Here is a 26,651-nt window from a genome sequence, read left to right on the forward strand (position 1 = left end):
CGCCGGCGAGGGTTCAGGCCGCCTGACGGGATTTGGCGAGGGTAGAGAAGCGCGCCGCGCGCCCTTCCAGCCCCGGCACGATCCCGAAGGTCGCGGCGATATCGGTGAACTTGCCGCGCGCCGAGCTATCCAGCGCCACGCCCGGCTGTTCCAGCTTCGGCAGCACCTGATCGGCCAGCAGGGTCATGAGCTGGCGATAGCGGGAAGCACCGTCCCCCGTGCCGGCCCATTCCGGGGCTGCTCCCCACCAGAGGATGTCGAGCAGCTTGCCGGCTTCCACCTGGCTGAAGATGCCGGCCGTCACCTGCGTCACGGCGTGCAGCAATGCCTGCTTCACCGCCCCATCCTGGATCTCGCTATCCAGGCGGGCGCGCAGCTGGCGCAGTTCCTGTTGCAGCACCTCGGGCGGGCAGGCCAGGATGCGGGCGCCGATCATGGTGCCCGTGCTGTCAGTGAACACCCCCGGCGCTTCCAGCGCGTTGACCAGCGGATGGTAGTCATGGTCGCCGCTCCAGTCGAACTGGCCCCGGAAGAAGCTTTCGTCATAGCCTTTGGGCACGCCAAGGAAATACACCCCGACATCGCGGCCGCTGCGCGCGATCTGGAACAGCGCCAGTTCCAGCGTATTGACCGGCCAGCCCAGATCCACCGCGCTCCAGAAGCTGTCCGGCGCCTCCGTGCCGCACAAGGCCAGGGCGTTGAGCAGCAGATGCGTTGCCTGACGCAGATTCTGGATGTTGAAATGACGGTCCGGCCCGTGCAGGCCGACCATGCCATGTTCGATGCCATCAGCGATGTCGCGGGCAACGATGCCGTTTTCCAGCACATGGGTGAAGCGCGTCATGGCGAAGGCCGTGGGGCCCCGCGCCTCGCGGGCGGCAGCCATCCACTGCGCCTCGGCCAGCTTCTTGCTGGCGGTGTAAACGTGGTCCGTCAGATAGGCGTAACACTTGCCGGTGGATGAATAGACGGCATGGCGGACGCCATGGGCCCGGCAGGCCTCGATGATGTTGGCCGTGCCGAAGACATTGGTATCCACCGCCTCATGCACCACCAGTTCCGCCTTGCCGGGCTCGCGGATGCTGGCAAGGTGGAACACGACTTCCGGCCGCGCCGCCGCAAAGGCGGCATCCAGCGCGGCCATGTCGCGGATATCGGCCTTGATCCAGCTCCCCTCGCCACTGTCATGCGGCACCAGGTCAAGATTGAGCAAGGCCGCGGGGGCGAAGCCCGCCAGCAATTCCCGCAGCCGGGTGCCGACGCAGCCGGAGCCACCCGTGACCAGCACCCGCCTGCCGCGCAGCCGCTGTTCGGCAGATTCACGGTGGAGGTCAACCGTGCGGGTGAGGGCGAGCTCCATGGGGCTCTCCGCCAGCCGCCCTTCCGCCTGCATGGTGCCGATCAAGGCGCGGGTGAGGCGCCGCAGCTCGGTCTCGTTGCTTTGTCCCGGCAGCGGGTGCGAAAGGTCCGCAATGCTGCGAATGAGGTCGGTGCTGGTCAAAGTCGGCATGTCAGGGGCCCACTTGCAGGTAGTCTTCAGGGGAAGGACCAGGGAAGGGCAGGGGCTGATCAGCCAGGAACCTCAGCGAGAACGGATGGGCTGGCCACCGGACCACGCCAAACGGCAAAGCCGCCGGTGAGATCGGTCAGGTTCCTGGCCGGATAGCCCGCCGCGGCGAGGGCACGGATCACTGCCGCGCTGCGAACACCGCCCTGGCAGTAGATGACCACCTCCTCCGCCCGCGGGATCACCGCCAAGGGCGAGCCTTCTGGGGGAGCGGATCCATGGGTCACCTCCCGCAATGCCGCCTCGATATCGGGCTTGGACAGCAAGCGGGCACCCGGGATCACGCCGCCGGCCCATTCGGCCGGGTTGCGCACGTCGATCACCACCAGATCCTCGCCGGCGTCCAGCCGCGCCTGAAGGGCCTCGGCGGTGACGCTGTTGCCGACCTGGGGGGCGGAGCAAACCATCTGCTCGGTCTTCAGCACAATCTCGGAAGCCGGCTTGCTGCAGCAGGGGCAGGCCGGATTCTTGGCGATCGAAATGGTGTCGAACGACATGTCGAGGCCGTCATAAACCAGCATGCGACCGATCATCGGGCGGCCGATGCCGGACAACAGCTTGACCGCCTCGGTCGCCTGCAGGGCGCCGATTGTGCCGGGAAGAACGCCCAGAACGCCGGCCTCGGCGCAGTTCGGCGCCAGTTCCACGGGCGGGGGCTCGGGGAACAGGCAGCGGTAGCAGGGGCCGAAGCGGGCATCGAACACGCTGAGCTGGCCGTCGAAGCGCAGCACGCCGCCGAAGACATTGGGCTTGCCGAGCTTGGTGCAGGCGTCGTTGACCAGATAGCGGGTCGGGAAATTGTCCGTTCCGTCGATCACCACGTCGTAGCGGGAGATCAACTCCAGCGCGTTCTCCACGGACAGGAAAACGTTGTGGTGCTCGATCACCAGATCGGGGTTGAGGTCCAGCATGCGCCGTGCCGCGCTTTCCGTCTTGGACACGCCGATGGTGGAATAGCCATGCGCCACCTGCCGCTGCAGGTTGGTTTCCTCGACCTTGTCGGGATCAACCAGGCCAATGCGGCCCACGCCGGCGGCAGCCAGGTAGAGCGCGGCGGGGCAGCCGAGGCCGCCGGCGCCGATCAGCAGCACGCTGCCGGCCTTCAACCGCCGCTGACCCTCGATGCCGAATTCTGGCATGATCAGGTGGCGGCCGAAGCGGCGGATCTCCGCATCGTTCAGTTCGGGGCAGGCGTTGAGGTCACGCATGTCCTCAGCCTCCCGCGATGCTGGCCAGGATGCGGATCTCGTCATTCGCTGCGACGGGGGTGTCCAGCCCCTGCAGCAGGCGGATGTCCTGGCCGTTCTTGGAGATCACCACGAAATGCCGCAGCTTGTCGGACGCGAAAAGGTGGCTGCGCATTTCCGGCGCGCCGCCCGTCAGATTGTCCAGAATATCAGACACTGTGCCGCCGGAGACACTCACCCTGGCCTGCTGTTCCGTATAGCGACGCAGGGAACTCGGAACCACAACAACAGGCATGGGATAAACCTCCGCTGAAAGACACGCCAACTGGATGGCCGAACATAACCCAGTCTTTCATTGCAGAAAGAGACATCCCTCACGCGCTGATGCAGATCGCGCGATTGTGCAACTACGCGTCAAATATCCGGTCTGATTGATATGCATCGCAGGCAAACAATAAACGCGCGATCTCGCGAAAAAATTATTGCGGCACCGAAACCGGTAAGCACCGGCGCGGTGCCACATTAACGAGAACATTAACGATTAGTTGGATGAAGGCCTCTCGCCGAGATCCCAGAAGATGCCGGCCATCAGAGCCAGGGCCTGTCGCGTCAATGGAACAAGCATGTGTTCATCAGGAGCATGCTGGGCGCAGGCCGCGTAGGAATGCGGGATCCAGAGGGTCGGCAGGCCAAGCAGGTCAGCGAATACATGGTTGGGCAATGTGCCGCCGATGTTGGGCAGGATGGCCGGGGGCGTGCCGGTGGTTCGTTGCATCGAGGCGGCGGCCCAGCGAACCCAGGGTGAGTCGGGATCCAGCCGCGTGGCGGGGGATGCCTCGTGGCGGGTGGAAACCACCTCGACCGCGCCGAAGCCATGCGCGTCCAGGTGGGCCCGCAATGCCGGCAGGATCTGCACGGGATCGGTGCCAACCACGAATCGAAGCTGCATCACGGCCAGGGCGGCGGGTGGCACGGCGTTCACCGGCGCCTCGGCATTGGCCGCCTTGAAGGCCAGAACCTCCAGCGTGTTCCAGGCGAAAAGGCGTTCCGCCGGCGTCAGCCCCGGCTCGCCCCAGGCTTCATCCACCGCCGGATCGGTCGGGCCGCCGCCCACTGTGATCCCTGCCAGCACCGCGCGCACCGAGTTCGGGATGGCTGGCGGGCGCAGGCCCTCGACCAGCAGCCGGCCCCGCGCATCCACCATGGAGGCGATGGCATTGGCGAGAAGGGTCGCCGGATTGCTGATGACGCCGCCCCAATTGCCGGAATGGTAGCCGCGCTCGCGCGCCGCCACGCGCAATTCCACGTTGAAGGCGCCGCGGGAGCCAAGGAACAGGGTCGGCCGGTCCGCCGCGAGGCGCGGCCCGTCCGAGGCAATCAGCACATCGGCCCGCAGCAGATCCCGGTGCCGCGCACAGATCTCCGACAAGCCGGGGGAGCCGGTTTCCTCGCCCATTTCCAGCAGCAGCACGGTGTTGAAGCCAAGCTTTCCGCCCCGTGCCTGAAGCACCTGCTCCAGCGCCGCAAGATTGATGCTGTGCTGGCCTTTGTTGTCCGCCGTGCCGCGGCCGTACCAGCGATCACCTTCCTCGGTGATGCGGAAGGGAGCCAGGCCTTCGCGCCATTCATTGTCCTGGCCGCGCGTCACGTCGCCATGGCCGTAGATCAGCACGGTGGGCCGCGCCTCGTCCTCGATCCGCCGCGCCACCAGGAAGGGCCCCCTGTCGGCAACGGGGTTCTCAAGGATCTGGCTGGAGAAGCCCATGGCTTCCACGCCGGGGATGATTTCCTCCGTCAGGTAGCGGTGCAGTTCCGGCATCTGTTCCGGAACCTGGCTTTCGGTCCGGAAGGCGACGCGGCGCTCCATCAAGGCGCGGAAACGGCCGTCATCCATCAGCGCAACGGCCGAGGCGATGACGCCCTCACGGGTGGAAGTGTCGGTCATGTATGGAATGCTCCTTCCCAGACGTCGCGGCGCGCGCGCCCTCACCGGGGCATGCAGGCAGGACGCGGGGCGGGCCGACAAGGCGGCGGCGGTTGGTCCGGCACGGGCAGGCTCTCAGTCAGGCACGGCAACAGGGCAGGGTTTCCGCCCAATGGCCGCCCTGCGCAACCGCTCCGGCGCCGTTTTCCCTCAGCCCAGTGCTCCGGCAGCGGTTCCGCTCCACGATCAAGGTCGCGGCGGCGCCCGGAGCGGGCCAGGAGCGACCACAAGGAGATGGCGCAGGGCACGGTCATCCATGGCGGGTGGAGACCACCCGCCGCTGCGACAATCAAACGGCGATGGCGAGATGCGGCGGCTGCCGCACAAGATGCGCCCGCTGCATGCGGGGATGCGCCGCCGCCAGCCGGGCGCGGGCGGCGATGACCTCGCTGGCGCCGGGCTCTTCCAGCACATAGCCGCGGCCCCAGATGGTGCGCACGATCTCGGCCGAGCCCGCGGCCGCCAGCTTGCGCCGCAGCTTGCAGATGAAGACGTCCAGGATGCGCTGGTCCGGCCCATCTTCCAGCCCGTAGGCACGCGCCATGAAATGCTCCTTGGTGAGCATCGCGCCCGGCCGCAGCATCAGCATTTCCAGCACGTCAAACTCGCGGCAGGTGATCCTGACGGGAGCGCCATCCACGGTGACGGTGCGGCGTGCCTGATCCAGCACCACATTGCCACAGCGCAGTTCCGGGCTGGCATGGCCGAGGCAGCGGCGCAGCACCGCCTGCATGCGGGCCTGCAGCAGCGGCATGTGCAACGGACCGGTCAGGACCTGATCGGCGCCGGCTTCCAGAACGGCCTGTTCTTCCTCGGCGCTGACGCGGGCGCCGAGCACCAGCACGGGGCAGCGCACACCCTTTCGCCGGATATCCCGCACCATGCCCACGCCATCACGGCTGATATTGGCGGTTTCGACCAGGATGCAGTCGTAGTCCCCGCTGTGCTGCGCGATGGACGGCGCGTCCAGGAATGGCTCGGCCAAGTCACAGCCATGCCCGTGCCGCCGCAGCGTGTCGAACAGGGTGGAAACGGCACCAAGGCTGCTTGCGAGAAGAATATGCATACCCAGTCCTTGCGATTTTCGCTGGCCACACGGCCGGAGGGTTCGTGGTTCAGGCTGGGTAGATCACGTGATCGTGATAATCAAGCTTTTATCAACAATAGGGGGCGCTTATGCCCCCTCCTCCTCGGAGTGTTGCAGCAAAGCATCATCATGGGCGAACAGGGTGCGCACGCGCCGCATGGCATTCCAGAACTCGCCGGCCTCCATTTCCGCCAGCGCGAGGCGCAGCACCTGCCGCACCGCTTCCGTGGTGGTGGCGGCGATATAGGCTTCTGTCAGGGCGCGGGCGGCCTGGACCAGCGCGGCCCGCTCCTGCTCCTCGCAGACATAGGCACCTTGCATCGCCAGGTAGATCCGCCGCGCCGGGGTGGTCGCATCCTCCGCTTCCATGATCTGGCGGCCGAACAGGAACCGGACATGGTTGGACACCAGCATGGTGGTGCGCGTCTTGAACTGCAGCGACGCACCATTCACCAGCAGCTTGTCGCCGGCCCGCAACTCGATGACCAGGCGTCCCTGGCCGCTGCCGCGCCGGACTTTTTCTGCGCTCATGGAAAGACTTTGGATGGAAGGGTGGAGGGGGCTGGGCCGTTCCGGCAAGCGGAACCGTCAGCGCAAGGGTTCATCTGCCGTGCCTCAAAGGCGACGGCACAACTCTGCTGGGGTGGCTCTGCCGGGGCCTTCTGCATCGTGCTGCGCTCTCTGAACTCTGCATCATCTCCTTAGTGGGGGTTTGCTAACTCAATGTTTACGGCAAAATTAACATAGGAATTTCGCGTAAGAGTTTATAGCATGAACTTGGCAGTGTCAGCGATGAAGATGCGCAAGGAGAATCACAAACCAGTGACATTAATGGGTGTGAATCCTTGAAATATATCTACCTGTGAGATCATTCTCAGCCGTACCGGATTCTCCTCTCCATGGCTGGACTGCCTTCCTGTTGGTTATCTGACGGCAGAGCCGGACCGACAGGAGAGGTTGATATTCCATGGCGGGCTGCTGCGCGGGCTTGTGACACTGGAAGAAGGCTCGCGCCCCAAGAGCAGGTGGTGCCAACGACCACCTTGCTGGAGGTACCCCACCATGATGCCGGCGCCCGGTTCTGGAAGGCATGGCCACGAAACCTGCGGGAGCTGCCAAAACAGCTTCGCCCGATCAGATGACATCATCTGATCGGGCGAAGCTGTTTCACAGGTGGGGCATGCGGAAGCGGCTTGCGTGAGCCGCCGCCAGGCTGTGGATGCCTGGGGGGGCCAGGCGCGGAGCGGTTCGGTGCCGTCCGGCCCGGCTCTATGCTCAGCCCTGGGGCGCCGTGTCCTTGAAATAAGGCTCTACCGTGCCTTGCACCTTCATGGTCATCGGGTTGCCCTTGCGGTCCAGGGTGGTGCCCACCGTCAGGCGCACCCATCCCTCGCTCACGCAATACTCGTCCACATTGGTCTTCTCGACGCCCTTGAAGCGGATCCCGACGCCCCGTTCCAGCGCGGCAGCATCGTAAAAGGGACTCTTGGGATTGCTCGACAGGCGGTCGGGCGGAGTGTCGCTCATGATCGGCCTCTGCTGCGGGAGGAGCGGGTGATAGCCATATGGGCCCGGCTTGCCAAATAGGCGGCTCAGCTTTCGCGGGCGATGATGCCGTTGATCGTGCGGCAGGCGGCCACAACCGCGAGCAGCAGAAGCCCCTGCCGGATCATCCCGGCCGGGGTGAAGCTGTAGCCACCGGCGCGCAGCGTGCCGGGCACGTAGCTCAGATATTGTTGCAGTTCGGGTTCCAGCTGGATGCCGGCCAGCACATGCAGCCCGAGCCACCACAAGGCGCCCGCGATCAGGAGCAATGGCCCCGCCAGCTCCGCCACCAGTTCCACAAAGGTCAGCGCGAAGATGATGAGGCCCCAGAACAGGACCCGGACGCCCTTCAGAAGCAAAGCGGGGCTGCGGGCGCGGCTCGGGGAGTGGTTGAACGTGTCATGATGGGCCGAGGCGCTGCGCATGGGGGAGATCCTCCTGAGGGAAGGGCATGGCCCTGGACGCTCCGGTCAGGCCGGTATGTGGAAGTGATCGCATACCGGCAAAGGCGGCAAGGAACAAATCGGGTAATAGTTGTGGTTCAGCCTTCCGGCAGCGGAACGGCATGCAACGGCGCCCTTCCCGCCGCGAAGGCATCCAGGTTGGCCAGGGTGGTCGCGGCGATGGCCCGCATGGCGCCTTCGGTGAAAAAGCCCTGATGGCCGGTGATCAGAACATTGGGAAAGGTCAGCAGGCGGGCAAAAACGTCATCCTGCAGCACTGTGCCCGACAGGTCCTCGAAGAACAGGTCCGCTTCCTCCTCATAGACGTCGAGGCCGAGATGGCCGAGATGGCCGCTTTTCAGCGCCGCGATCACGGCGGTGGTGTCGAGCATGGCGCCCCGGCTGGTGTTGATCAGCATGGCGCCCCGCTTCATCCGGGTCAGGGCCGCGGCGTCGATCAGCCGGTTGGTGGCGGGGGTCAGCGGGCAGTGCAGGCTGATGATGTCTGCGTCGGCCAGCAATTCCGCAAGCGGCCGGTATTCGATCCCCAGCCGGCGGATGGCATCCTGGCTCGGAGCCGGGTCATGAGCCAGCAGCCGGCAGCCGAAGCCATGCATGATCCGGGCAAAAGCGAGCCCGATCTGTCCCGTACCGATGATGCCGACGCACCGCCCGTGCAGATCAAGGCCGAGCAGCCCATCAAGCGCGAAATTGCCTTCCCGCACCCGGGCATAGGCCTTGTGCATCCGCCGGCTGAGGGACAGCACAAGAGCCGCAGCGTGTTCGGCAACAGCCTCCGGTGCATAGGCCGGGACGCGGGCCACCGCGATTCCGAGGCGTGAGGCCGCCGCCAGATCCACATTGTTGAACCCCGCGCAACGCAGTGCCACCAGCCGCACGCCCTGCTCATGCAGGGCCGCCAGGGCTGTGGCATCGGCACGGTCATTGACGAACAGGCACGCCGCCCGCGCCCCTGCCGCCTGCAACGCGCTGCGGGGGCCGAGCTGCGCCTCTATCCATTCGAAATGATACGGCGATCCAACGGCTTCGTTCGCCATCTGGAGAAAACGGCGGTCGTAGGGCTTGGCGCTGAATACCGCGACGCGCATTCTGGTCCTCCAGACCGGTTCGGCCGGCCTATGTGGCACGGCTGTTGCTGAGGCTCCGCCGGGTCGCCGGGGCAGGCAGCTGGCCAGGCGTGATTTGCGGCCCGTCCATGGCCGCAGAGGACCAATGATTTGCACAGGCACGGTGCCTGGGTGAAGGGAGCACTTGACTTGCTATCCACGACTGATGTGCGGCTGGCGGCCGATATTGGCGGCACTTTCACGGATATTGTGCTGGATGCCGGTGGCCTGCGCCGCACGCGCAAGGTCCTGACCACCCCGGCCGCGCCGGAGGAAGGCGTGCTCGCCGGCGTTGGCCTGGTGCTGGACGATGCCGGGCTGCGCTTTTCCGATATCGATGTGTTCGTCCATGGCACGACTTTGGCCACCAACGCCATCATCGAGCGGCGCGGTGCGAAAACGGCGCTCATCACGACGCAGGGCTTCCGCGACGTCCTGGAGATCGGCACCGAAAGCCGCTACGACCAATATGACCTGACGCTGGAGAAGCCGGTGCCACTGGTGCCGCGCGAGTTGCGCTTCACCGTGCCCGAGCGCATGGACGCGGCCGGCCAGGTCCGCCTGCCGCTGGACGAGGCCGCGGTCGCCGCCCTGGTTCCGCAGCTGCGCGAGCATGCGGTGCAAAGCGTCGCCTTCGCCTTCCTGCACGGCTACGCCAACCCCGACCATGAGCAGCGTGCCGCCGCGATCCTGAAGGCGGCCATGCCGGACCTGTCCATCACCCTGGCCAGCGAGGTTTGCCCGGAGGTGCGGGAATATGAGCGCACCTCCACCGCCGTCGCCAACGCCTATGTGCAGCCCCAGATGGAAGGCTATCTCGGCCGCATGGCGGCCGCGCTGCGCGGACGGCAGTATCGCGGCGCGACCTATCTGGTGACCTCGGGCGGCGGCCTGACCTCGCTGGAGACGGCGCAGAAATTCCCGGTGCGGCTGGTTGAGTCCGGCCCGGCCGGCGGCGCCATCTTCGCCGCGCAGGTGGCCCTGCGTGCCGGCGAGCAGAAGGTGCTGTCCTTCGACATGGGCGGCACCACGGCCAAGATCTGCCTGATCGAGAATGGCGAGCCCGCGACCTCCCGCTTCTTCGAGGTGGACCGCACGGCGCGTTTCCTGAAAGGCTCGGGCCTGCCGCTGCGTATCCCGGTCATTGAAATGGTCGAGATCGGCGCCGGCGGCGGTTCCATCGCCCAGGTTGACGCGCTGCAACGTGTCACGGTGGGGCCAGAAAGCGCGTCCTCCGTGCCAGGGCCTGCCTGCTACGGGCTGGGCGGGGAGCGGCCGGCGGTGACGGACGCCGATGTGGCGCTGGGCCTGATCAAGCCGGAAGGCTTCGCGGGCGGCAGCATGGACCTGAGGCCGGAATTGTCGCTCCGCGCGCTGGGGCGCGAGATCGGCGAGAAGCTGCACCTGTCGCCGGAAATGTCCGCCTATGCGGTGTATGAAATGGTCTGCGAGAACATGGCCAGCGCGGCCCGCGTCCATGCGGCCGAGCGCGGCGCGGTGATCGGGCAGCACACCATGATCGCCTTTGGCGGAGCGGCGCCATTGCACGCCGCCCGCGTGGCCGAGAAGGTGGGGGTGCCGCGCGTCGTGGTGCCCCCCAATGCCGGCGTCGGCTCGGCTGTCGGATTCCTGGCCGCACCCGTCGCCTACGAGATCGTGCGGTCCCGCCCCGCCCGCCTGGACGAGGATTTCGACGGAGCCTCGATTTCCGCCCTGTTCGCGGAGATGACCGAGGCGGCGCGCGCCCTTGTGGAGCCCGGCGCGCGCGGCGCGCCTTTGTTTGAGCGCCGCACCGCCTTCATGCGCTATGTCGGCCAGGGCCACGAGATCACCGTGGAACTGCCGAACAAGGAACTGGGCATGGCCGATGTCGCGGAACTGCGCCGCATCTTCGAAGCGGAATACGCCGCGCAATTCGCCCGTGCGATCCCCGCGGCGGCGATCGAGGTGCTGAACTGGTCGGTGCTGGTTTCCACCAATGCGCACCATCCGGAAGCCGCGGCGCCCGTGACATCCGCCGCGTCGCCACAGCCCGCCGGTTTGCGCCTGATCTTCGACGGCCGCGCCGAGAAGAAGATCGAGGTGCCGCTGTACCGCCGCGAGGCGATGCCACCTGGCGCCCGCATCGCCGGCCCCGCGCTGATCGCCGAGGACGAGACAACCACCTACATTTCTGGCAGCTTCGATGCCCATATCGATGGCAGCGGCTGCATCGTGATGGAGCAGAAGGCGGCATGAGCAGCAACATGACCGACACCAGCCCCAAGGTTGGCCTGATCGACCTGCAGATCATGTGGAACCGCCTGATCGCCGTGGTCGGCGAGCAGGCGCAGGTGCTGATCCGCACCGCCTTCAGCCCGATCGTGCGCGAATGCGGCGACATCTCGGCCGGCATCTTCGACCTGAAGGGCCGCATGCTGGCCCAGGCGGTGACCGGCACGCCGGGCCACGTCAATTCCATGGCGGAGGCGGTGAAGCACTTCATCCGCCACTTCCCCATCGAGACGATGAAGGAAGGCGACGCCTACATCACCAACGATCCGTGGATGGGCACGGGCCACCTGAACGACTTCGTCATCACCACGCCCGCCTTCCACAAGGGCAAGCTGGTCGGCCTGTTCTCCTGCACCAGCCACCTGATGGATATCGGCGGCCTGGGAAACGGGCCCGAGGCTTCCGACGTCTACATGGAAGGCCTCTACATCCCGATGCTGAAGCTCATCGACCAGGGCCGCGTCAACGAGACGCTGATGGCGATGATCCGCGCCAACACCCGGCTGCCGGTGGATACCGAAGGCGACACCTACTCGCTGGCCGCCTGCAACGATGTCGGCGTCAAGGCCCTGTCGGCGATGATGCAGGAGTTCGGCATCGACAGCCTGGATCCTCTGGCCGAGCACATCATCGAGAAGTCGCGCGCGGCGGTGCTGGCCGAGGTGGCGAAGCTGCCGAAGGGAAGCTGGCACCACGCCATGACGGTGGATGGCTATGACCACCCGCTGACGCTGGAAGCCACGCTGACCATTTCCGACAGCGGCATCCATGTGGACTACAGCGGCACCTCGGAGATGGTGCGGCGCGGCATCAATGTGCCGATCTCCTACACCACCGCCTATACCGTGTTCGGCCTGGGCTGTGTTGTGGCCTCCGACATCCCGAACAATGCCGGTTCCCTGGCGCCGCTGACGGTTTCGGCGCCTCTGGGATCGGTGCTGAACGCGCCGAAGCCGGCGCCGGTCTCGTCGCGCCATGTGCTGGGGCAGATGCTGCCGGACATGGTGTTTGGCTGCCTCCGCCAGGCGCTTCCCGACCGCGTGCCGGCCGAGGGCACGTCCTGCCTCTGGAACATCACCGTCAGGGGCGAGCGCAGGAACCCCGGCAAGGCCAATCCCGTCTTCGCGCTGACCATCACCACCAATGGCGGAACCGGCGGGCGGCCGGGGCAGGACGGGCTTTCGGCCACCGCCTTCCCGTCCGGCGTCATGGGCACGCCGGTGGAGATCTCCGAGATCCAGTCCCCGCTGATGTTCTGGCGCAAGGAGCTCCGTCCCGACAGCGGCGGCGCGGGCCAGAGCCGTGGCGGGCTGGGGCAGATCATGGAGATTGCCAACAATGACGATGCCCCCTTCGAGTTGCTGGCGGCCTTTGACCGCATCCAGTTCCCGCCGCGCGGCCGCGACGGCGGCAGCGATGGCGCGCCGGGCTATGTCGGCCTGGCCTCGGGCGCGGTGTTGCGCGGGAAGGGCCTGCAAACCATTCCCCCCGGGGAAAGGCTGGTTGTGCTGACCCCCGGCGGCGGGGGCCTCGGCGATCCCCAGGCACGCTCTGACGCGAAGCTGGCGGCCGACCGGCGCAACGGGCTGGTGTCGGACGAGGCCGCCACGCGGCTGTATGGCGTGGCGCAGGCTGCGGAATAATCCATAATCGGAACAGAAAGGCTGGGCCGCGCTGGCCCAGCCGCCATGGTTTCACAGGAGATAACCCGATGACGACACGTCGCATCCTGATGACGGCGGCCTTTGGCTCACTCGCCGCCCCCGCCCTGATCCGCTCCGCGCGGGCCGCCACGCAATTCGACCTTGCGACGGTCTGGCCGGATGGCAATTTCCACACCCAGAATGCCAAGCGCTTCGCCGCCGAGGTCGCCAAGGCCACGGACAACGCCGTCACCATCAACGTCCATGCGGGCGGCGCGCTGGGCTTCAAGGGCCCGGAACTGCTGCGCGCGGTGCGCGACGGGCTCGTGCCGATGGCCGATGTGCTCAACAACCAGCAGATCGGCGACGCGCCGACCCTGGCCATCGAGGGCATCTCCTTCCTGATTGGCTCTTTCGACGAGCTGAAGGTGCTGCACAAGCACCTCATGCCCGAATATGAGCGGGTGGCGAAGGCGAACAACCAGAAGTTCCTCTACATCGTGCCCTGGCCCACGCAATACACGCATCTGCGGAATCCGATCTCCACCATCGATGATCTCCGCGGCGTTCGCATTCGCGCTTCCGACAAGAACACCGCCGACATGTGCAACCTGATGGGCGCTTCCGGCACCATGATGCCATGGGGCGAGGTGGTGCCGGCGTTGGCATCGGGACGCATCGATGGCGTCTGCACCTCCGCCACGTCGGGGGTGGATGGGCGCTTCTGGGAGTTCCTGAAGGTTGCCTACCGGACGAACCACACCAACAATTCCCAGTTGGTGAGCATCAATCTCGATAGCTGGAACGAGCTGTCCGCCGCCAACCGCGAGAAGATCGAGGCCGTGGCGAAGAAGCTGCAGCCCGAGTTCTGGAACGTGGCGCAGATGGACGACACCAACAGCGTCAAGAAGCTGACCGAGAATGGCATGCAGGTGCGGGACGTCGATCCCGCGCTCATGGCCGAGATGCGCAAGCGGACAGCCAGCATGAAGGATGACTTCATCAAGCGCGTCCCGGCCGCCAGGCCGATCGTCCAGGCCTATCTCGCCGAGCTCGGGAGGGCCTGAGTTGCGCAGCCATGCCCTGAGCACGGGCAGAACTGAGCGGGGCGGCGCCGCCGCCCTGCTGCGGGCCTCCGACCACATCGCCGCCCTCAGCGGCGTCTTTGCCACCCTTTGCCTCGTGACCTTGCTGATCCTGATCCTGGCCGGGGTCGGGCGCAGCATCCTGGGCAAGATCTCGCCCGATTGGGGCGGCGAGATCACCATCGCCTGGGAATACAGCGCATACCTCATGGGCGCGGTGTTCATGTTCGGTGCCGCCGCCGGATTGCGCGCCGGGTCGCATGTGCGTGTCTCGATCCTGCTCGCCCGGGCCGGGCGCGGGATGACCTTGCTGCTGGAGACGGCCTCCACCCTGATCGGCCTGCTGGTGTCCGGCTTCCTGACATGGTCGCTGTTCAACTTCACCATGCGCGCCTGGAACACGGACCAGCTCTCGAGCGGCAGCCTTACGCCCCTATGGATCCCGGATGCGCTGCTGGCGGCCGGCGCATTCCTGCTGACCCTGCAGATGGCGGTGCGGCTGGTGCGATTGATGCTGGGCCTGCCGACCGAGGATGAACGCCTCAAGGCCGGGAGCGTCACGGAATGACCAGCGTGATGGGCGCCTTGTTCGGCGCATTGTTCGGCATGCTGGCGGTCGGAGCCTGGGTGGGGATCGCGCTGATCGCCACCTCGCTGGTGCTGCTCTACACCTTCCGCAACCTGCCGGTTGACCGGCTGCTGGCGCAGTACACCTTCAACATTCTGACCACGCCCGAGCTGGTGGCCCTGCCCCTGTTCATCCTGATGGGCGAGTTCCTGTTCCGCACGCGGCTGTCGCGCTCGCTGTTCAACGGCTTGTCGCCCTGGGCGGCGCTGCTGCCGGGGCGGCTGCTGCATGTCAACGTCGTCGGCTGCACCATCTTCGCGGCGATCTCCGGCTCCTCCGCGGCGACCACGCAGGTGGTCGGGCGCATCGCGCTCAACGAGCTGAACGCGCGCGGCTATGACAAGCGGATCGCCATCGGCAGCCTGGCGGGCGCCGGAACGCTGGGCTTCCTGATCCCGCCTTCCAGCGTCATGATCATCTATGGCGTGCTGGCCGATGAATCGGTGCTGCGCCTGTTCACGGCCGGCGTGCTGCCCGGCCTGCTGCTGGCGGCCTGCTTCATGGCCTGGGTGATGATCCACAGCACCATCAATCCAGCCTTGTTGCCCGCGCGCTCGGCGGAGGAGCGCGGCATGACCTTCGGCCAGCGCCTCGCCGCGCTGCGCGAGCTGGCGCCGACGCTGTTCCTGATCCTGTGCGTGCTGGGCTCGATGTATGCCGGCATCGCCACGCCGTCGGAGGCGGCGGCGGTGGGCGTGCTGGGCGCCGTGCTGGTCAGCGGATTGCAGGGGGAGCTGAACTGGCCGACCCTGCGCGCCGTGGGGCTTGGCGCGGCGCAGACCTGCGGCATGATCGGGCTGATCGTCCTGGGCGCCTCGATCCTGGGCAATGTCGCCGCCGTCCTGGGCGTGCCGCGTCAGGTGGCGGAAATCGTCACCTCCTGGGGCCTGTCCCCGCTGATGCTGATCGTGGCGCTGACGCTGCTCTACCTGGTGCTGGGCTGCTTCCTGGACGGCTTCTCGATGATCGTCATGACGCTGCCGGTGGTGCTGCCGCTGGTGCTGGCGGCGGGCTTCGACAAGCTGTGGTTCGGCATCTACCTGGTGATCGCGGTGGAGATGGCGCAGATCACGCCGCCGGTGGGCTTCAACCTGTTCGTGATCCAGGGCCTGACGGGAGAACCGCTCAGCACCATCGCGCGGGTGACGTTGCCCTACCTGCTGATCATGGTGGCGTTCGTCTTCCTGCTGGTGATGGCGCCGGGCATTGTCAGCCTGTTGCCGTCTGTTCTGCTGGGCTGATCCAGCCGGGGGGAGCGGCGGCCTGCCGCCGCTCCCGTTCCATCAGGCGGTGTAGGTGACGCGGATCTCGCCCACGCCTTCGCAGGTGCCGTGCAGGCTGTCGCCGGGCTTCACGGCGCTGACGCCGGCGGGCGTGCCGGTCATGATCAGGTCGCCCGGCAGCAGTTCCACATAGCGGGAAAGAAAGGCGATGCTTTCCGGCACGGACCAGATCATCTGGTTCATGTCGCCGGTCTGCTGCACCTTGCCGTTCACCGAAACCTCGATCTTGCCCTTGGTCGGGTGGCCGATCCTGGCCGCGGGCACGATGGCGCTGATCGGCGCGGACTGGTCGAAGCCCTTCGACAACTCCCAGGGCCGGCCCATCTTCTTGGCCACCGCCTGGATGTCCCGCCGCGTCATGTCGAGGCCGATGGCATAGCCATAGACATGGTTCAGCGCCTCGGATTCGGCGATGTCCTTGCCGCCCTTGCCGATCGCCACCACCAGCTCGATCTCGTGATGCAGGTCCTGCGTCTGCACGGGGAAGGGCAGGGTGCCGCCGCCCGGCACCACGGCTGTCGCCGGCTTGGCGAAGAAGAAGGGCGGCTCCCGATCCGGGTCATGGCCCATTTCCCGGGCGTGTTCGGCATAGTTGCGGCCGACGCACCAGATGCGGCGAACGGGAAAAACGCCAGCCTCCCCTTCCACGGGCACGGTGGCCGGCTCCGGCGCCTCGATGACATACTGCATGCGGATCGCTCTCCCCCAGGCCCGCGGGCGGGGCCGGTTATGGTTCGCCGGAATGGGTAGGAGGGGGGCAGGAACCCGTCAAGCGCCGTGGTGGCCAGGGCGCGGGAAGGCAGGAGGCTGGGCATGGGCCGGTACCACAGCGACTTCCAGGGCGAGCGCCATCGCTTCGCGGATCTGCGCGAGGTGCTCGCCAAGGCCTCCCCCCGCCGTTCCGGGGATGAACTGGCCGGGCTGGCGGCGGAAAGCGACGCGCAACGCGTGGCGGCGCGCGCCGTGCTGGCCGACCTGCCGCTCACCCGCTTCCTGGAGGAGCCGCTCATTCCCTATGAAGCGGACGAGGTGACGCGGCTGATCCAGGACACGCATGACGCCGCCGCCTTCGCGCCGCTCCGCCACCTGACGGTCGGCGGCTTCCGCGACTGGCTCCTGTCCTATGACGCCACGCCGGGCGCCCTGGCGGCCATCGCCCCTGGCCTGACGCCAGAGATGGTGGCCGCCATTTCCAAGCTGATGCGCAACCAGGACCTCATCTCGGTTGCGCGGCGCTGCCGGGTGGTGACCGGCTTCCGCTCCACCATCGGCCTGCCGGGGCGGCTTTCCACCCGCCTGCAGCCGAACCATCCGGCCGATGATCTGCGCGGCATCGCCGCCGCCACCCTGGACGGCCTGCTGCACGGGGCCGGGGATGCGGTGATCGGGGTCAATCCCGCGACCGACAGCGTGGCCAATGGCATGGCGCTGCTGGACATGCTGGATGGGCTGCGCGCGCGGCATGGCATTCCCGCCCAGAGCTGTGTGCTGGCGCATGTGACCAACACCATCCGCATGATCGAGCGCGGGGCGCCGGTGGACCTTGTCTTCCAGTCCATCGCCGGGACGGAGGCCGCCAATGCCGGCTTCGGCGTCAGCCTCTCCGTGCTGCGCGAGGCGCAGGAGGCGGCGCTGTCCCTTGGGCGGGGGACGGTCGGCGACAATGTGATGTATTTCGAGACGGGGCAGGGCGCCGCGCTTTCCGCGGATGCGCATCACGGCATCGACCAGCAGACCGTGGAGGCGCGCGCCTATGCCGTGGCGCGTGCCTTCCGGCCGCTGCTGGTGAACACGGTAGTCGGCTTCATCGGGCCGGAATACCTGTATGACGGCAAGCAGATCATCCGCGCCGGGCTGGAAGACCATTTCTGCGCCAAGCTGCTCGGCGTGCCGATGGGGGTCGATGTCTGCTACACCAACCATGCGGAGGCGGACCAGGACGACATGGACACGCTGTTCACCCTGCTGGGCGTTGCCGGGGTGAACTTCATCATCACCGTGCCGGGCGCCGATGACGTGATGCTCGGCTACCAGAGCGGCGCCTTCCACGATGCGCTGTATCTCCGCTCCACCCTCGGCCTCCGGGCCGCGCCGGAATTCGAGGAATGGCTCGAACGCATGGAGATGACCGACCGGCAGGGGCGGGTCCGCGCGCTGGCTCCGCAGCATGCCACGATGCGGCGTCTCCTGGCGGAAGGGAGCGATGCCGGTGAACACTGACGCGCAGAACACTGACGCGAAGCCCGCGGCCGGAGGTCGTTCCATCGACCCGCTCTTGGACCCTTGGGCGTCCCTGCGCCGTTTCACCCCCGCGCGCATCGGCCTCGGCCGCACCGGCGATGCGCCGCCCCTTGGCGCCGTGCTGGATTTCCAGCTGGCGCATGCGCGGGCCCGCGATGCCGTCCACGCGCCTCTCGATTTGGAAGCGCTGCGTGCCGATCTGGCAGGCTTGCCGCTTTGCCGCGTCCGAAGCCAGGCGCCGGACCGCGCCACCTATCTGCGCCGCCCGGATCTGGGCCGCAGGCTGCACCCTGACTGCCGGGCGGAACTGCCACCTGGCATGTGGGATGCCGTGTTCGTGCTCGCCGACGGGCTGTCGGCCACAGCGGTGCAGCGCCATGCAGCCTCGCTGCTGCGCGCGACATTGCGGCGGCTGCCGGGCTGGCGCATCGCTCCGGTGGTGATCGCCACCCAGGCGCGGGTCGCGCTGGGCGACGAGATCGGCGAGGCGCTGGGCGCCAGCCTGTGCGCCGTGCTGATCGGGGAGCGGCCCGGCCTGTCCGTGGCCGATAGCCTGGGCGTCTACCTCACCCATGCGCCACGCCGCGGACGGCGGGATGCGGAACGCAACTGCATCTCCAACATTCATCGTTCCGGCGGCCTACCGCCGGAACAGGCGGCGGAAAAGCTCGCCTGGCTGATGACGGAGGCGCTGCGGCTGCGCCTCACCGGGACTGGCTTGAAGGATGACCAGCCGGCCCTGCCTTCCCCGGCGCCGCCGGTGATCGAGGGCTGACCCTTCAATCGAAGCTTTCGTACCAGGTGCGGCCGTCGCGCTCGATCATGGCGATGGCGGCGGTCGGGCCCCAGCTGCCGGCCAGATAAGGGCGAGGGGCGTCGCGCCGCTCGCTCCAGCCCTGCAGGATCGGCTCCACCCAGTTCCAGGCGGCCTCCACCTCGTCGCGGCGCATGAACAGGGTGGTGTTGCCGCGCACCACATCCATGAGGAGGCGTTCATAGGCGTCCGGGTAGCGCTGGCCGAAGGCCTTCTCGAAGGAGATGTCGAGGCCGGTTGGCCGGAGATGCAATCCACCCGGGCCGGGCTCCTTGGTCATCATCTCCAGCCGCATGCCCTCGGCCGGCTGCAGGCGGATCAACAGGCGGTTCGGCTGCAGGTCGTGCTGGTCGCGCGGGAAGATGGAAAAGGGCGGGGTGCGGAACTGCACCACGATCTCGCTCATCTTGCGCGGCAGCCGCTTGCCGGTGCGCAGATAGAAGGGAACCCCCGCCCAGCGCCAGGAATTGACCTGCATCTTCAGCGCAACAAAGGTTTCGGTCAGGCTTTCCGGCGCACCCAGATCGGTCAGGTAGCTAGCGACCGGACGCCCTTCCGCCACGCCGGCGGCATACTGGCCGCGCACGGTGCAAGCGTTCACCTCATGCGGCTCGACCCTTTGCAGGGCCCGCAGGACCTTCAGCTTCTCGTCGCGCACCGCATCCGTGTCGAGCGAGATCGGGCTTTCCATGGCCAGCAGGCAGAGGAGCTGCAGCATGTGGTTCTGCACCATGTCCCGCAGCGCGCCGGACCGGTCATAATAGCCGCCGCGGCCCTCGACGCCGACGGTCTCGGCCACGGTGATCTGCACATGGTCGATGATGTCCGCGTGCCACAACCGCTCGAAAATCGGATTGGCGAAGCGCAGCGCCATCAGGTTCTGCACCGTTTCCTTGCCGAGATAGTGATCGATGCGGAAGATCTGCCGTTCAGGCAGCACCTCGCCGACCGCATTGTTGATGGCCCGCGCGGAGGCGAGGTCGCGGCCGATCGGCTTTTCCAGGACCACGCGGGACAGCGCGTTCAAGCCGCCATGCTCCGCCAGCCTGTGGCAGATGGGCCCGTACAGATCCGGCGATGTGGCGAGATAGAAAGCCTGCACCTGGTCCGGCCGCTCCCGCAGGGTTGCCACCAGCTCCGGCCAGCCCTGGGGCCCGAGCGCGTCCACCGTCTGGTACTGGACCAGGCCCAGGAAGTCCTGCAGCAATTCCCCGTCCAGGCTGGCGGGGTCCACATGCTGGCGCAGCGCCGCCTCGGCGCGGCTGCGGAAGGCATCGCTGTCCAGTTCGGTCCGTGCCGCCGCGATGATGCGGCTGCTGGCGGGGAACTGCCGGTCCCGGAAGCGGTGATACAGGGCAGGCAGCAATTTCCGCATGGTCAGGTCGCCGGTCGCGCCGAACACCACGCCGTCAAAGGAAGCTACGGGGAGGATCCGGGCCATTCTGGCGCTCCTGTCTCGCGGAGGCGGGACCATAGCGCGGGCGCCCCGCCCCCTCCAAACGGAGCGCCTGGTTGACAGCGGCGGCGGGATGCGGTGCTGCGGAAGGGCGGCGCTTCGGCCGCGGCGGCGGCAAGGGCGGGTCCAGGATGAAGCTTTCGTGGCAACAGGCGGCGGAGAAGGCGGCGGACCTCGTCGCCGGCTGGAACGCCGGAGAGCCGGGCGGCGTGGTGCTGGGCTTCGACCGGCGCGGCCCGCGCTTCGCCCATGCCGCCGGCCTGGCAAGCCTGGAGCATCGGCTGCCCTTCACCACAGCGACCCCGACACGCCTTGCATCGATCACCAAGCATGTGTTCTGCGCGGCGGTGCTGCGGGAGGGGATGGATCTGCGGGCCCCGCTCGGCGCGCTGGTTCCTGGACTGGCCCCGCCCATCGCCGCGGTGCCGATGCGGCGGGCGCTCGACATGACCGGCGGCCTGCCGGATCTGGGTGAAAGCTTTGGCCTGATCGGGATACCAGGCAGCGCATCCCTGGACCGTCCGACGCTGCTGGATCTGGCACGGAGCCTGCCGGGCCTCAACTTCGCCCCGGGGAGCAGCATTGCTTATTCCAATACCGGCTACCGCCTCGCGGAATCCGCCTTGCAGGCGCCGTTTCCCGACCTGCTGTCCCGGCATTTCCCGGAGCATGGATTTGCCTATCCCGAGGATGAAGCCGAGCCGGTGCCCGGGCTTGCAACGGGTTACTGGCGCGATCCCGCACGGGGATGGCGGCGTGGCCGCTACGGGCTGAACTTCTCGGCCTCCGGTGGCCTTGCTTGTTCCGCCGACACGCTGATGCGCTGGGCGCTGCGCCTGATGGCGGGCGAGGGTGGAACGGCACGGCTTTGGGAAGCGCTGGCCTGCCAGGGCCGGCTGCGGGACGGCACCGAAACCGGCTATGGCCTTGGCCTGTCACGCGCGCCGCTGCCTGGGCCTCCGCTATGGGGGCATGGCGGCTCCTTGCCAGGCTACAAGGACCACATCCTGATGCTCCCTGGCGCCGGAGCCGGAGTGATCGTGCTCAGCAACCGGGAAGACACTGGCGCCTACCGGATGAGCCTGGAGGTGATGGCGGCCTTGGCTGGCCTTGACCTGCCCTCCGCCGGGCGGCTTCCCATCGGGGTTTTCGCCGAGGAGGATGGACCGTTCTGGGTTGAATCATCAGGGGATGCCCTTCAGCTGCTCGGGGCGCCGGAGCCGCTGCATGCCGCGCCGGACGGCACAGTGCAGGGCCTGCAACCGCATCTGCCATTCCGGCTGCGGGTGGAGGCCGGTGGGCTGGAAGGGCGCCTCGGTCACCGCCACGCACGGCTGGAGCCGGTTGCCGCCGATGCTCCGCTGGATGGCAGGCTTCTGGGAAGCTGGACGGGCCATGCCTTCGGAGACATGGCAAGGCTTGACATCAAATCCGGGGAGAATGGCCCGGAACTGCATCTGCCGGGCGTGTCATCGCGGCGCCTCGCCCTGCGTTCACTGGGCCCCGGGAAGGCCCTGGCCGAGCGCCCGAACCCGCCGGGTGCCTACCGCTTCGCGATCTGGCTGGAACAGCCCAACTCGCTGGTGCTGGTTTCACAGCGCAGTCGGATGCTGCGGTTCCAACGTGCATGACAAATATTTTACATAATAATACTTATACGAAAAGTATTCCGGTGGCGATGGCTCCCTTCGGTGTGGCTCGTCAGGACAGTTCCACCATGCGCGAAGCCGGTTCGGCAGCCTCTCCCTTCCGGAACGCCGCCAACAGACTCTCGCCTCTGCGTCTGGCATGGCGCGCATGGCGCTGGCGGATGGGGCCGTAGCCGCGAACATGGTCCGGCAGCCGGGCGATCTCCACCGCCACGGCATGGTTGGCCGGCGTCAGCCCTGTCGCGACTTCCTCGAGCGCCGTCTCGTATTCGGCCAGCAGGGCCCGGTCGAGGCGGCGGTCCTCGCTGAAGCGGAAGGGGTCCAGGACCGTTCCGCGAAGCGGCCGCAGCTTCGCCAGAACCGCCATGGCCCGCAACGCCCATGGCCCATAGGGACGCTTGCGGGGCGCATCCCTGCCAGGCCCGGCCTTCGCCCAGAGTGGCGGCGCCAGATGCAGCACCAGCCGGTAATCGCCCTCGAACTGGGCCGAAAGGCGGTCCAGGAAGCCGGTTTCACAGAATAGGCGCGCCACCTCGTACTCGTCCTTGACGGCCAGCAGCTTGTAATAGCCGTGTGCGACCGCCTCGGTCAGCGCCGATTGTTGCGGCACCTGACGGAGCTCCGCCTCCTGGATGCGGCGCAGAAGGCTGGCATAGCGCTCGGCGTAGCGGCGGTTCTGATAGGCTGTCAGCTCCTCGACCCGCCGCGCGACGGTCTCGTCCAGGGAGGTCGAAAGCCGGTGGTGTGGCGGCCGCGGCTGCGCCGGAGCGGCGGCCTGTTCCACCGAGGCCAGGTCCAGCGCCGCCTTGCGGCCCCAGTAGAACGCGTCCTGGTTCATGCGCACCGCGGCCCCGTTCATCTCGATGGCCTGCAGGATCGAGCGGGGCGCAACAGGCAGCCAGCCCTTCTGGCTTGCATAGCCCACCATGAACAGATTGGTGGCGATGGAGTCGCCGAGCAGGGCCGTGGCCAGCCGGCTGGCTTCCACCAGGCTGATGCCCTCCGCCCCCACCGCCTTCGCGATGCGTGCCGCCATGGCCGGCACGGGAACGGAAGGATCCGGGGAATGCCCGATATCCCCACTGCGCGCCTGCGCCGCCAGGGCACGCACCACGTCGCTGGTGACGGCGACGTCGCTGTTCACCACAGCCCGGGATGTTCCGAGGTTCAGCTTCGACAGGCTGTCCTCTGCGGCGGCCACCACCATGTCGCAGGCAAGAAGCAGATTCGCCTCGCCCGTGGCGATGCGCGAGGCATGCAGCATGTCCTGCCGATCGGCGATCCGCACATGCGACCAGACAGGCCCTCCCTTCTGCGCCAGCCCGGCCATGTCCAGCACCAGCGCCCCTTTCCCTTCCAGCGTGGCCGCCGTGCCGAGCAGGGCGCCGATCGTCACCACGCCGGTGCCGCCCACGCCGGTGACGAGGATGCCATAGGGGCTGGCGGTGCTGGGCCGGGGTGGCTCCGGCAGTGCATCGGCATCCGCCGGAAACATCGTGGCCGCAACGCTTTTGCGCAGGCTGCCGCCTTCAACGGTGACGAAGCTGGGACAGAAGCCTTCCAGGCAGGAGAAATCCTTGTTGCAGGATGACTGGTCGATGGCGCGCTTGCGCCCGAACTCGGTTTCCAGCGGCACCACGGACATGCAGTTGGATTTGTCGCTGCAATCGCCGCAGCCTTCGCAGACCCGGTCATTGATCACCACGCGGCGGGGCGGATCAGGCATCAAACCCCGCTTCCGGCGGCGCCGTTTCTCGGCGGCGCAGGTCTGGTCGTAAACCAGGACGGTGACGCCGCCGATCTCGCGCAGCTCCCGCTGCACCGCATCCAGCTCCCGGCGGTGCCGCAGCGCCACGCCGGACGGAAAGGCCGTGGAAGCATGGCGGGCGGGATCGTCCGCCACCACCACCACGCGCTCCACCCCTTCCGCCAGAACCTGCCGGACGATTTGCAGCACGGTGAGCGTGCCTTCCACGGGCTGGCCGCCGGTCATCGCCACAGCGTCGTTGAACAGGATCTTGTAGGTGATCGGCACCCCGGCGGCCACGGCCTGGCGGATGGCCAGGATGCCGGAATGCGAATAGGTGCCGTCGCCAAGATTGGCGAAGACATGCGGCGTGTCGGTGAAGGGTGCCTGGCCGATCCAGGCCACCCCCTCCCCGCCCATCTGGCTGAAGGTCTGGGTCTGCTCCGGGTTCAGCCACAGGGCCATGTAGTGGCAGCCGATTCCGGCCAGGGCACGGCTGCCCTCGGGCACCCGCGTGGACGTGTTGTGCGGGCAGCCGGAACAGTAATGCGGCACGCGCAGCATCAGGCCCGGCAGGGTGGGCGCCGCCGCGGCCTCGCGTGCGTCCAGGAAGGCAAGCCGTTCATCGATCTGCGGGTCCTGGTGGAAACGCCGGATGCGTCGGGCCAGCACGCGGGCGATCATGGCCGGGGTCAGCTCCCCGGCGGCCGGCAATTGCCAGTGATGCGCCCGAAGCTCCCATTCGCCGGTTTCGTCATATTTGCCGGTGACGCGTGGCCGAACGTCCTCGCGCCAGTTGTAGAGCTGCTCCTTCAGCTGATACTCGATGACCTGGCGCTTTTCCTCGACCACCAGGATTTCTTCCAGCCCCTCGGCGAAATGCCGGACGCCTTCCGCGTCCAGGGGCCAGGTCATGCCCACCTTGAAGATGCGGAGCCCGATCCGGTGTGCCTTGGCCTCGTCAATGCCCAGGGAGGCAAGCGCCTGGCGCAGGTCCAGGTAAGACTTGCCCGTGGTGATGATGCCGAGGCGCGCCTTGTCGCTGTCCAGCACGATCCGGTTCAGGCCGTTGGCGTGCGCATACGCCATGGCGGCATAGACCTTGAACTGCTGCAGGCGCCTTTCCTGCGCCAGGGGCGGGTCCGGCCAGCGGATCGACAGCCCATCCGGCGGCATGATGAAATCCGCGGGAAGCCGGCTCTCGATGCGATGCGGGTCCAGCACCACGGCGGAGGAGGTTTCCACCGTGTCCGCGATGGCCCGGATACCAATCCAGCAGCCGGAGAAGCGCGACATCGCCCAGCCATGCAGTCCGAAATCGATGAACTCCTGCACGCCCGAGGGGTTCAGCACCGGGATCATCGAAGCGGCGAAGACATGATCGCTTTGATGCGGCAGCGAGGAAGATTTGGCGCCGTGATCATCCCCGACAATGGCGAGCACGCCGCCATGCCGCGACGTGCCGGCGGCATTCGCATGCTTGAACACATCGACGCTGCGATCCGCGCCGGGGCCCTTGCCGTACCAGAGGGCGAAGACACCATCATGCCGCGCGCGGGGGAACAGGTTGACCTGCTGCGTGCCCCACACGGCCGTTGCGGCCAGTTCCTCGTTCAGGCCCGGCTGGAAGTGGATGCGGTGGGAGGCCAGCTCCTCGCGCGCCTTCCACAAGGCCTGGTCGAAGCCACCCAAAGGCGAGCCGCGATAGCCGGAGATGAAGCCGGCAGTGTTCAGCCCGGCGGCCGCGTCGCGGATTTGCTGCAACATCGGAAGCCGCACCAGCGCCTGGATGCCGGACAGGAAGCTGGGCGCGCCGTCGAAATGAAATTCTGCGGAGGGGGGAAGCCGGGACATGTCCGCCACGATCATCTCCTGCAGGCTTGCGGGATCAGCAGCGACCGGAGCCAGAACGGCCAGGGCCGGACGTTCGGCCGTTGAATGGCGGGAGGCCGCGGCGCCGCGTGCCATTAAGGGCGTGGAGGACGCGGTGGAGGGTGTTTGTCACTGTTGTGCTCTCCCCGGACAGGCGTCTGGCCAGCCGGCCGATCGCCATCAAGCCGTGTCCGGCACGGGAAGAAAAGCGCTCAATCAACGCGGAAGGCTGTTCCCATGGCCTGTCCCGGGAGGGGTCGCCCGCGTCCATCGTGATCCGGAAAGGATGCCCTGTCCGGCGATGCGGCAGCTTCAACAGCCCTGGAATGCGGAAGCAGCATCCTGGGACATGTTCGCGATGTTCAGAGCTCCCGCCGCGCCATCTTCGCACGGGCTTTCATCACCCTGGTCCGGGAGGGTGCGGCATGCCGCACCGGCGAAGCTCCGCTGAGACGGGATACACATTTTCGTGGGTGCCGGGGCGATGCGGAAGCGTATTGCCGCCTTCAGGAGTCCCTGGCCGTCTGTTTGAGGCGGCTGACACTGGCATGAACGCTGCGGATCAGATCCGGCAACTCGTTTGCATCCAGGGCGCGGGCGGCGGCAATCGCGGCCACAAGCTGTGCCGTGGCCGTCATGATGGTGCCAGATGGCGCGGGGTTCGCGGATGGAGCATCTGCGGCTTCCATGGGAACCGGTTCTTTCGGCAAGGGGGCCGGCTCCGGCATGGCGGCGGGGGCGGCCGGTGGGCTGCCTTGCGGGACATCCGCCGCCTGCTCCAGCAATTGCTGCAGGGTTGCCGCGGTTTCCAGGAAGCCATCCTCCCGCAGCGCCACCAGCGCCTGCGTGCCGTGCCAGAAGATGCGGCGCTGCATGGACAGGGCCTGCACCTGGGTGTCGGAGGCCGGCTGGAAGCGGCAGCCGTGAGCTTCGGCGTGGCGGATCTGCTCGGAATTGATCTGCACGGTGGTCAGCTTTCAAAATCAGGCGCCGTCGCTCGAAACGGCCAAGCCACGGGC

General features: G+C 67.2%; 21 protein-coding genes. 8 read left to right on the forward strand and 13 right to left on the reverse strand.

All coding sequences use genetic code 11. From position 1 onward, the window contains the following. Window positions 1–13 precede the first annotated feature (13 nt). The 9 genes from F0Q34_RS16645 to F0Q34_RS16685 all read right to left on the reverse strand — a co-directional run bounded on the left by F0Q34_RS16645 (window position 14) and on the right by F0Q34_RS16685 (window position 8,922). Window positions 14–1,510 carry a polysaccharide biosynthesis protein gene (locus F0Q34_RS16645; protein WP_149813371.1) on the reverse strand — a complete coding sequence of 499 codons (1,497 nt, stop codon included), beginning with the start codon at window positions 1,508–1,510 and terminating at the stop codon, window positions 14–16. A 59-nt stretch (window positions 1,511–1,569) separates the two neighbouring features. Then, a complete protein-coding gene (gene moeB / locus F0Q34_RS16650) occupies window positions 1,570–2,775 on the reverse strand; it encodes a molybdopterin-synthase adenylyltransferase MoeB (RefSeq protein ID WP_149813372.1) in 1,206 nt (401 codons plus the stop codon). 4 nt (window positions 2,776–2,779) lie between these two features. Next, window positions 2,780–3,049, reverse strand: coding sequence for a MoaD/ThiS family protein (locus F0Q34_RS16655; RefSeq protein WP_149813373.1), 270 nt, complete (start codon window positions 3,047–3,049; stop codon window positions 2,780–2,782). A gap of 246 nt (window positions 3,050–3,295) precedes the next feature. Next, on the reverse strand, window positions 3,296–4,699 hold the full coding sequence (locus F0Q34_RS16660; protein WP_149813374.1) for a M20 family metallopeptidase: 1,404 nt from the start codon (window positions 4,697–4,699) through the stop codon (window positions 3,296–3,298). A gap of 328 nt (window positions 4,700–5,027) precedes the next feature. Beyond that, a complete protein-coding gene (locus F0Q34_RS16665) occupies window positions 5,028–5,804 on the reverse strand; it encodes a response regulator transcription factor (RefSeq protein WP_149813375.1) in 777 nt (258 codons plus the stop codon). Window positions 5,805–5,912: 108 nt separating this feature from the next. Next, the gene (locus F0Q34_RS16670) at window positions 5,913–6,356 is read right to left on the reverse strand and encodes a flagellar biosynthesis repressor FlbT (RefSeq protein WP_149813376.1); all 444 of its coding nucleotides are present in this window, start codon (window positions 6,354–6,356) and stop codon (window positions 5,913–5,915) included. A gap of 744 nt (window positions 6,357–7,100) precedes the next feature. Further along, the gene (locus tag F0Q34_RS16675) at window positions 7,101–7,352 is read right to left on the reverse strand and encodes a DUF3297 family protein (RefSeq protein WP_149813377.1); all 252 of its coding nucleotides are present in this window, start codon (window positions 7,350–7,352) and stop codon (window positions 7,101–7,103) included. Window positions 7,353–7,417: 65 nt separating this feature from the next. Beyond that, on the reverse strand, window positions 7,418–7,795 hold the full coding sequence (locus F0Q34_RS16680) for a hypothetical protein (RefSeq protein WP_149813378.1): 378 nt from the start codon (window positions 7,793–7,795) through the stop codon (window positions 7,418–7,420). Window positions 7,796–7,911: 116 nt separating this feature from the next. Beyond that, the gene (locus F0Q34_RS16685; RefSeq protein ID WP_149813379.1) at window positions 7,912–8,922 is read right to left on the reverse strand and encodes a 2-hydroxyacid dehydrogenase; all 1,011 of its coding nucleotides are present in this window, start codon (window positions 8,920–8,922) and stop codon (window positions 7,912–7,914) included. 168 nt (window positions 8,923–9,090) lie between these two features. Here F0Q34_RS16685 and F0Q34_RS16690 point away from each other — a divergent pair, with 168 nt between their 5' ends. From F0Q34_RS16690 to F0Q34_RS16710, 5 genes are all read left to right on the forward strand, one after another. Continuing rightward, window positions 9,091–11,178, forward strand: coding sequence for a hydantoinase/oxoprolinase family protein (locus tag F0Q34_RS16690; protein ID WP_149813380.1), 2,088 nt, complete (start codon window positions 9,091–9,093; stop codon window positions 11,176–11,178). Further along, entirely contained in the window at window positions 11,175–12,857 is a 1,683-nt protein-coding gene (locus F0Q34_RS16695) for a hydantoinase B/oxoprolinase family protein (protein WP_241665542.1), read from the forward strand. Before F0Q34_RS16690 ends, F0Q34_RS16695 begins: the two co-directional genes overlap by 4 nt. Before the next feature lie 68 nt (window positions 12,858–12,925). Next, a complete protein-coding gene (locus tag F0Q34_RS16700; protein WP_149813381.1) occupies window positions 12,926–13,924 on the forward strand; it encodes a TRAP transporter substrate-binding protein in 999 nt (332 codons plus the stop codon). 1 nt (window position 13,925) lies between these two features. Next, window positions 13,926–14,510 (forward strand): TRAP transporter small permease, encoded by a 585-nt coding sequence (locus tag F0Q34_RS16705; protein ID WP_161600918.1) that lies wholly within the window; start codon window positions 13,926–13,928, stop codon window positions 14,508–14,510. Beyond that, window positions 14,507–15,811 carry a TRAP transporter large permease gene (locus F0Q34_RS16710; protein ID WP_149813383.1) on the forward strand — a complete coding sequence of 435 codons (1,305 nt, stop codon included), beginning with the start codon at window positions 14,507–14,509 and terminating at the stop codon, window positions 15,809–15,811. The genes F0Q34_RS16705 and F0Q34_RS16710 overlap by 4 nt, the downstream gene beginning before the upstream one ends. Window positions 15,812–15,853: 42 nt before the next feature. Here the strand turns inward: F0Q34_RS16710 and F0Q34_RS16715 are convergent, their stop codons facing one another. Next, window positions 15,854–16,543, reverse strand: a complete 690-nt coding sequence (locus F0Q34_RS16715) for a fumarylacetoacetate hydrolase family protein (protein ID WP_149813384.1) — start codon at window positions 16,541–16,543, stop codon at window positions 15,854–15,856. A 123-nt stretch (window positions 16,544–16,666) separates the two neighbouring features. Here F0Q34_RS16715 and F0Q34_RS16720 point away from each other — a divergent pair, with 123 nt between their 5' ends. Then, complete coding sequence (locus tag F0Q34_RS16720; protein WP_149813385.1) at window positions 16,667–18,073, forward strand: ethanolamine ammonia-lyase subunit EutB; 1,407 nt, start codon at window positions 16,667–16,669, stop codon at window positions 18,071–18,073. Further along, the gene (eutC, locus tag F0Q34_RS16725; protein WP_149813386.1) at window positions 18,057–18,869 is read left to right on the forward strand and encodes an ethanolamine ammonia-lyase subunit EutC; all 813 of its coding nucleotides are present in this window, start codon (window positions 18,057–18,059) and stop codon (window positions 18,867–18,869) included. The genes F0Q34_RS16720 and eutC overlap by 17 nt, the downstream gene beginning before the upstream one ends. Window positions 18,870–18,873: 4 nt before the next feature. Here eutC and zwf read toward each other — a convergent pair whose 3' ends face one another. After that, window positions 18,874–20,349, reverse strand: coding sequence for a glucose-6-phosphate dehydrogenase (zwf, locus tag F0Q34_RS16730; RefSeq protein ID WP_149813387.1), 1,476 nt, complete (start codon window positions 20,347–20,349; stop codon window positions 18,874–18,876). A gap of 146 nt (window positions 20,350–20,495) precedes the next feature. Here zwf and F0Q34_RS16735 point away from each other — a divergent pair, with 146 nt between their 5' ends. Continuing rightward, window positions 20,496–21,995 (forward strand): serine hydrolase domain-containing protein, encoded by a 1,500-nt coding sequence (locus F0Q34_RS16735; RefSeq protein ID WP_149813388.1) that lies wholly within the window; start codon window positions 20,496–20,498, stop codon window positions 21,993–21,995. Window positions 21,996–22,065: 70 nt separating this feature from the next. Here the strand turns inward: F0Q34_RS16735 and F0Q34_RS16740 are convergent, their stop codons facing one another. Together F0Q34_RS16740 and F0Q34_RS16745 are read right to left on the reverse strand one after the other, a co-directional pair. Next, on the reverse strand, window positions 22,066–25,614 hold the full coding sequence (locus tag F0Q34_RS16740) for an indolepyruvate ferredoxin oxidoreductase family protein (RefSeq protein ID WP_149813418.1): 3,549 nt from the start codon (window positions 25,612–25,614) through the stop codon (window positions 22,066–22,068). 524 nt (window positions 25,615–26,138) lie between these two features. Beyond that, window positions 26,139–26,597, reverse strand: a complete 459-nt coding sequence (locus F0Q34_RS16745; RefSeq protein WP_149813389.1) for a hypothetical protein — start codon at window positions 26,595–26,597, stop codon at window positions 26,139–26,141. Window positions 26,598–26,651: the final 54 nt, after the last annotated feature.

Source organism: Teichococcus oryzae, assembly GCF_008386565.1.
GTDB lineage: Bacteria > Pseudomonadota > Alphaproteobacteria > Acetobacterales > Acetobacteraceae > Pseudoroseomonas > Pseudoroseomonas oryzae.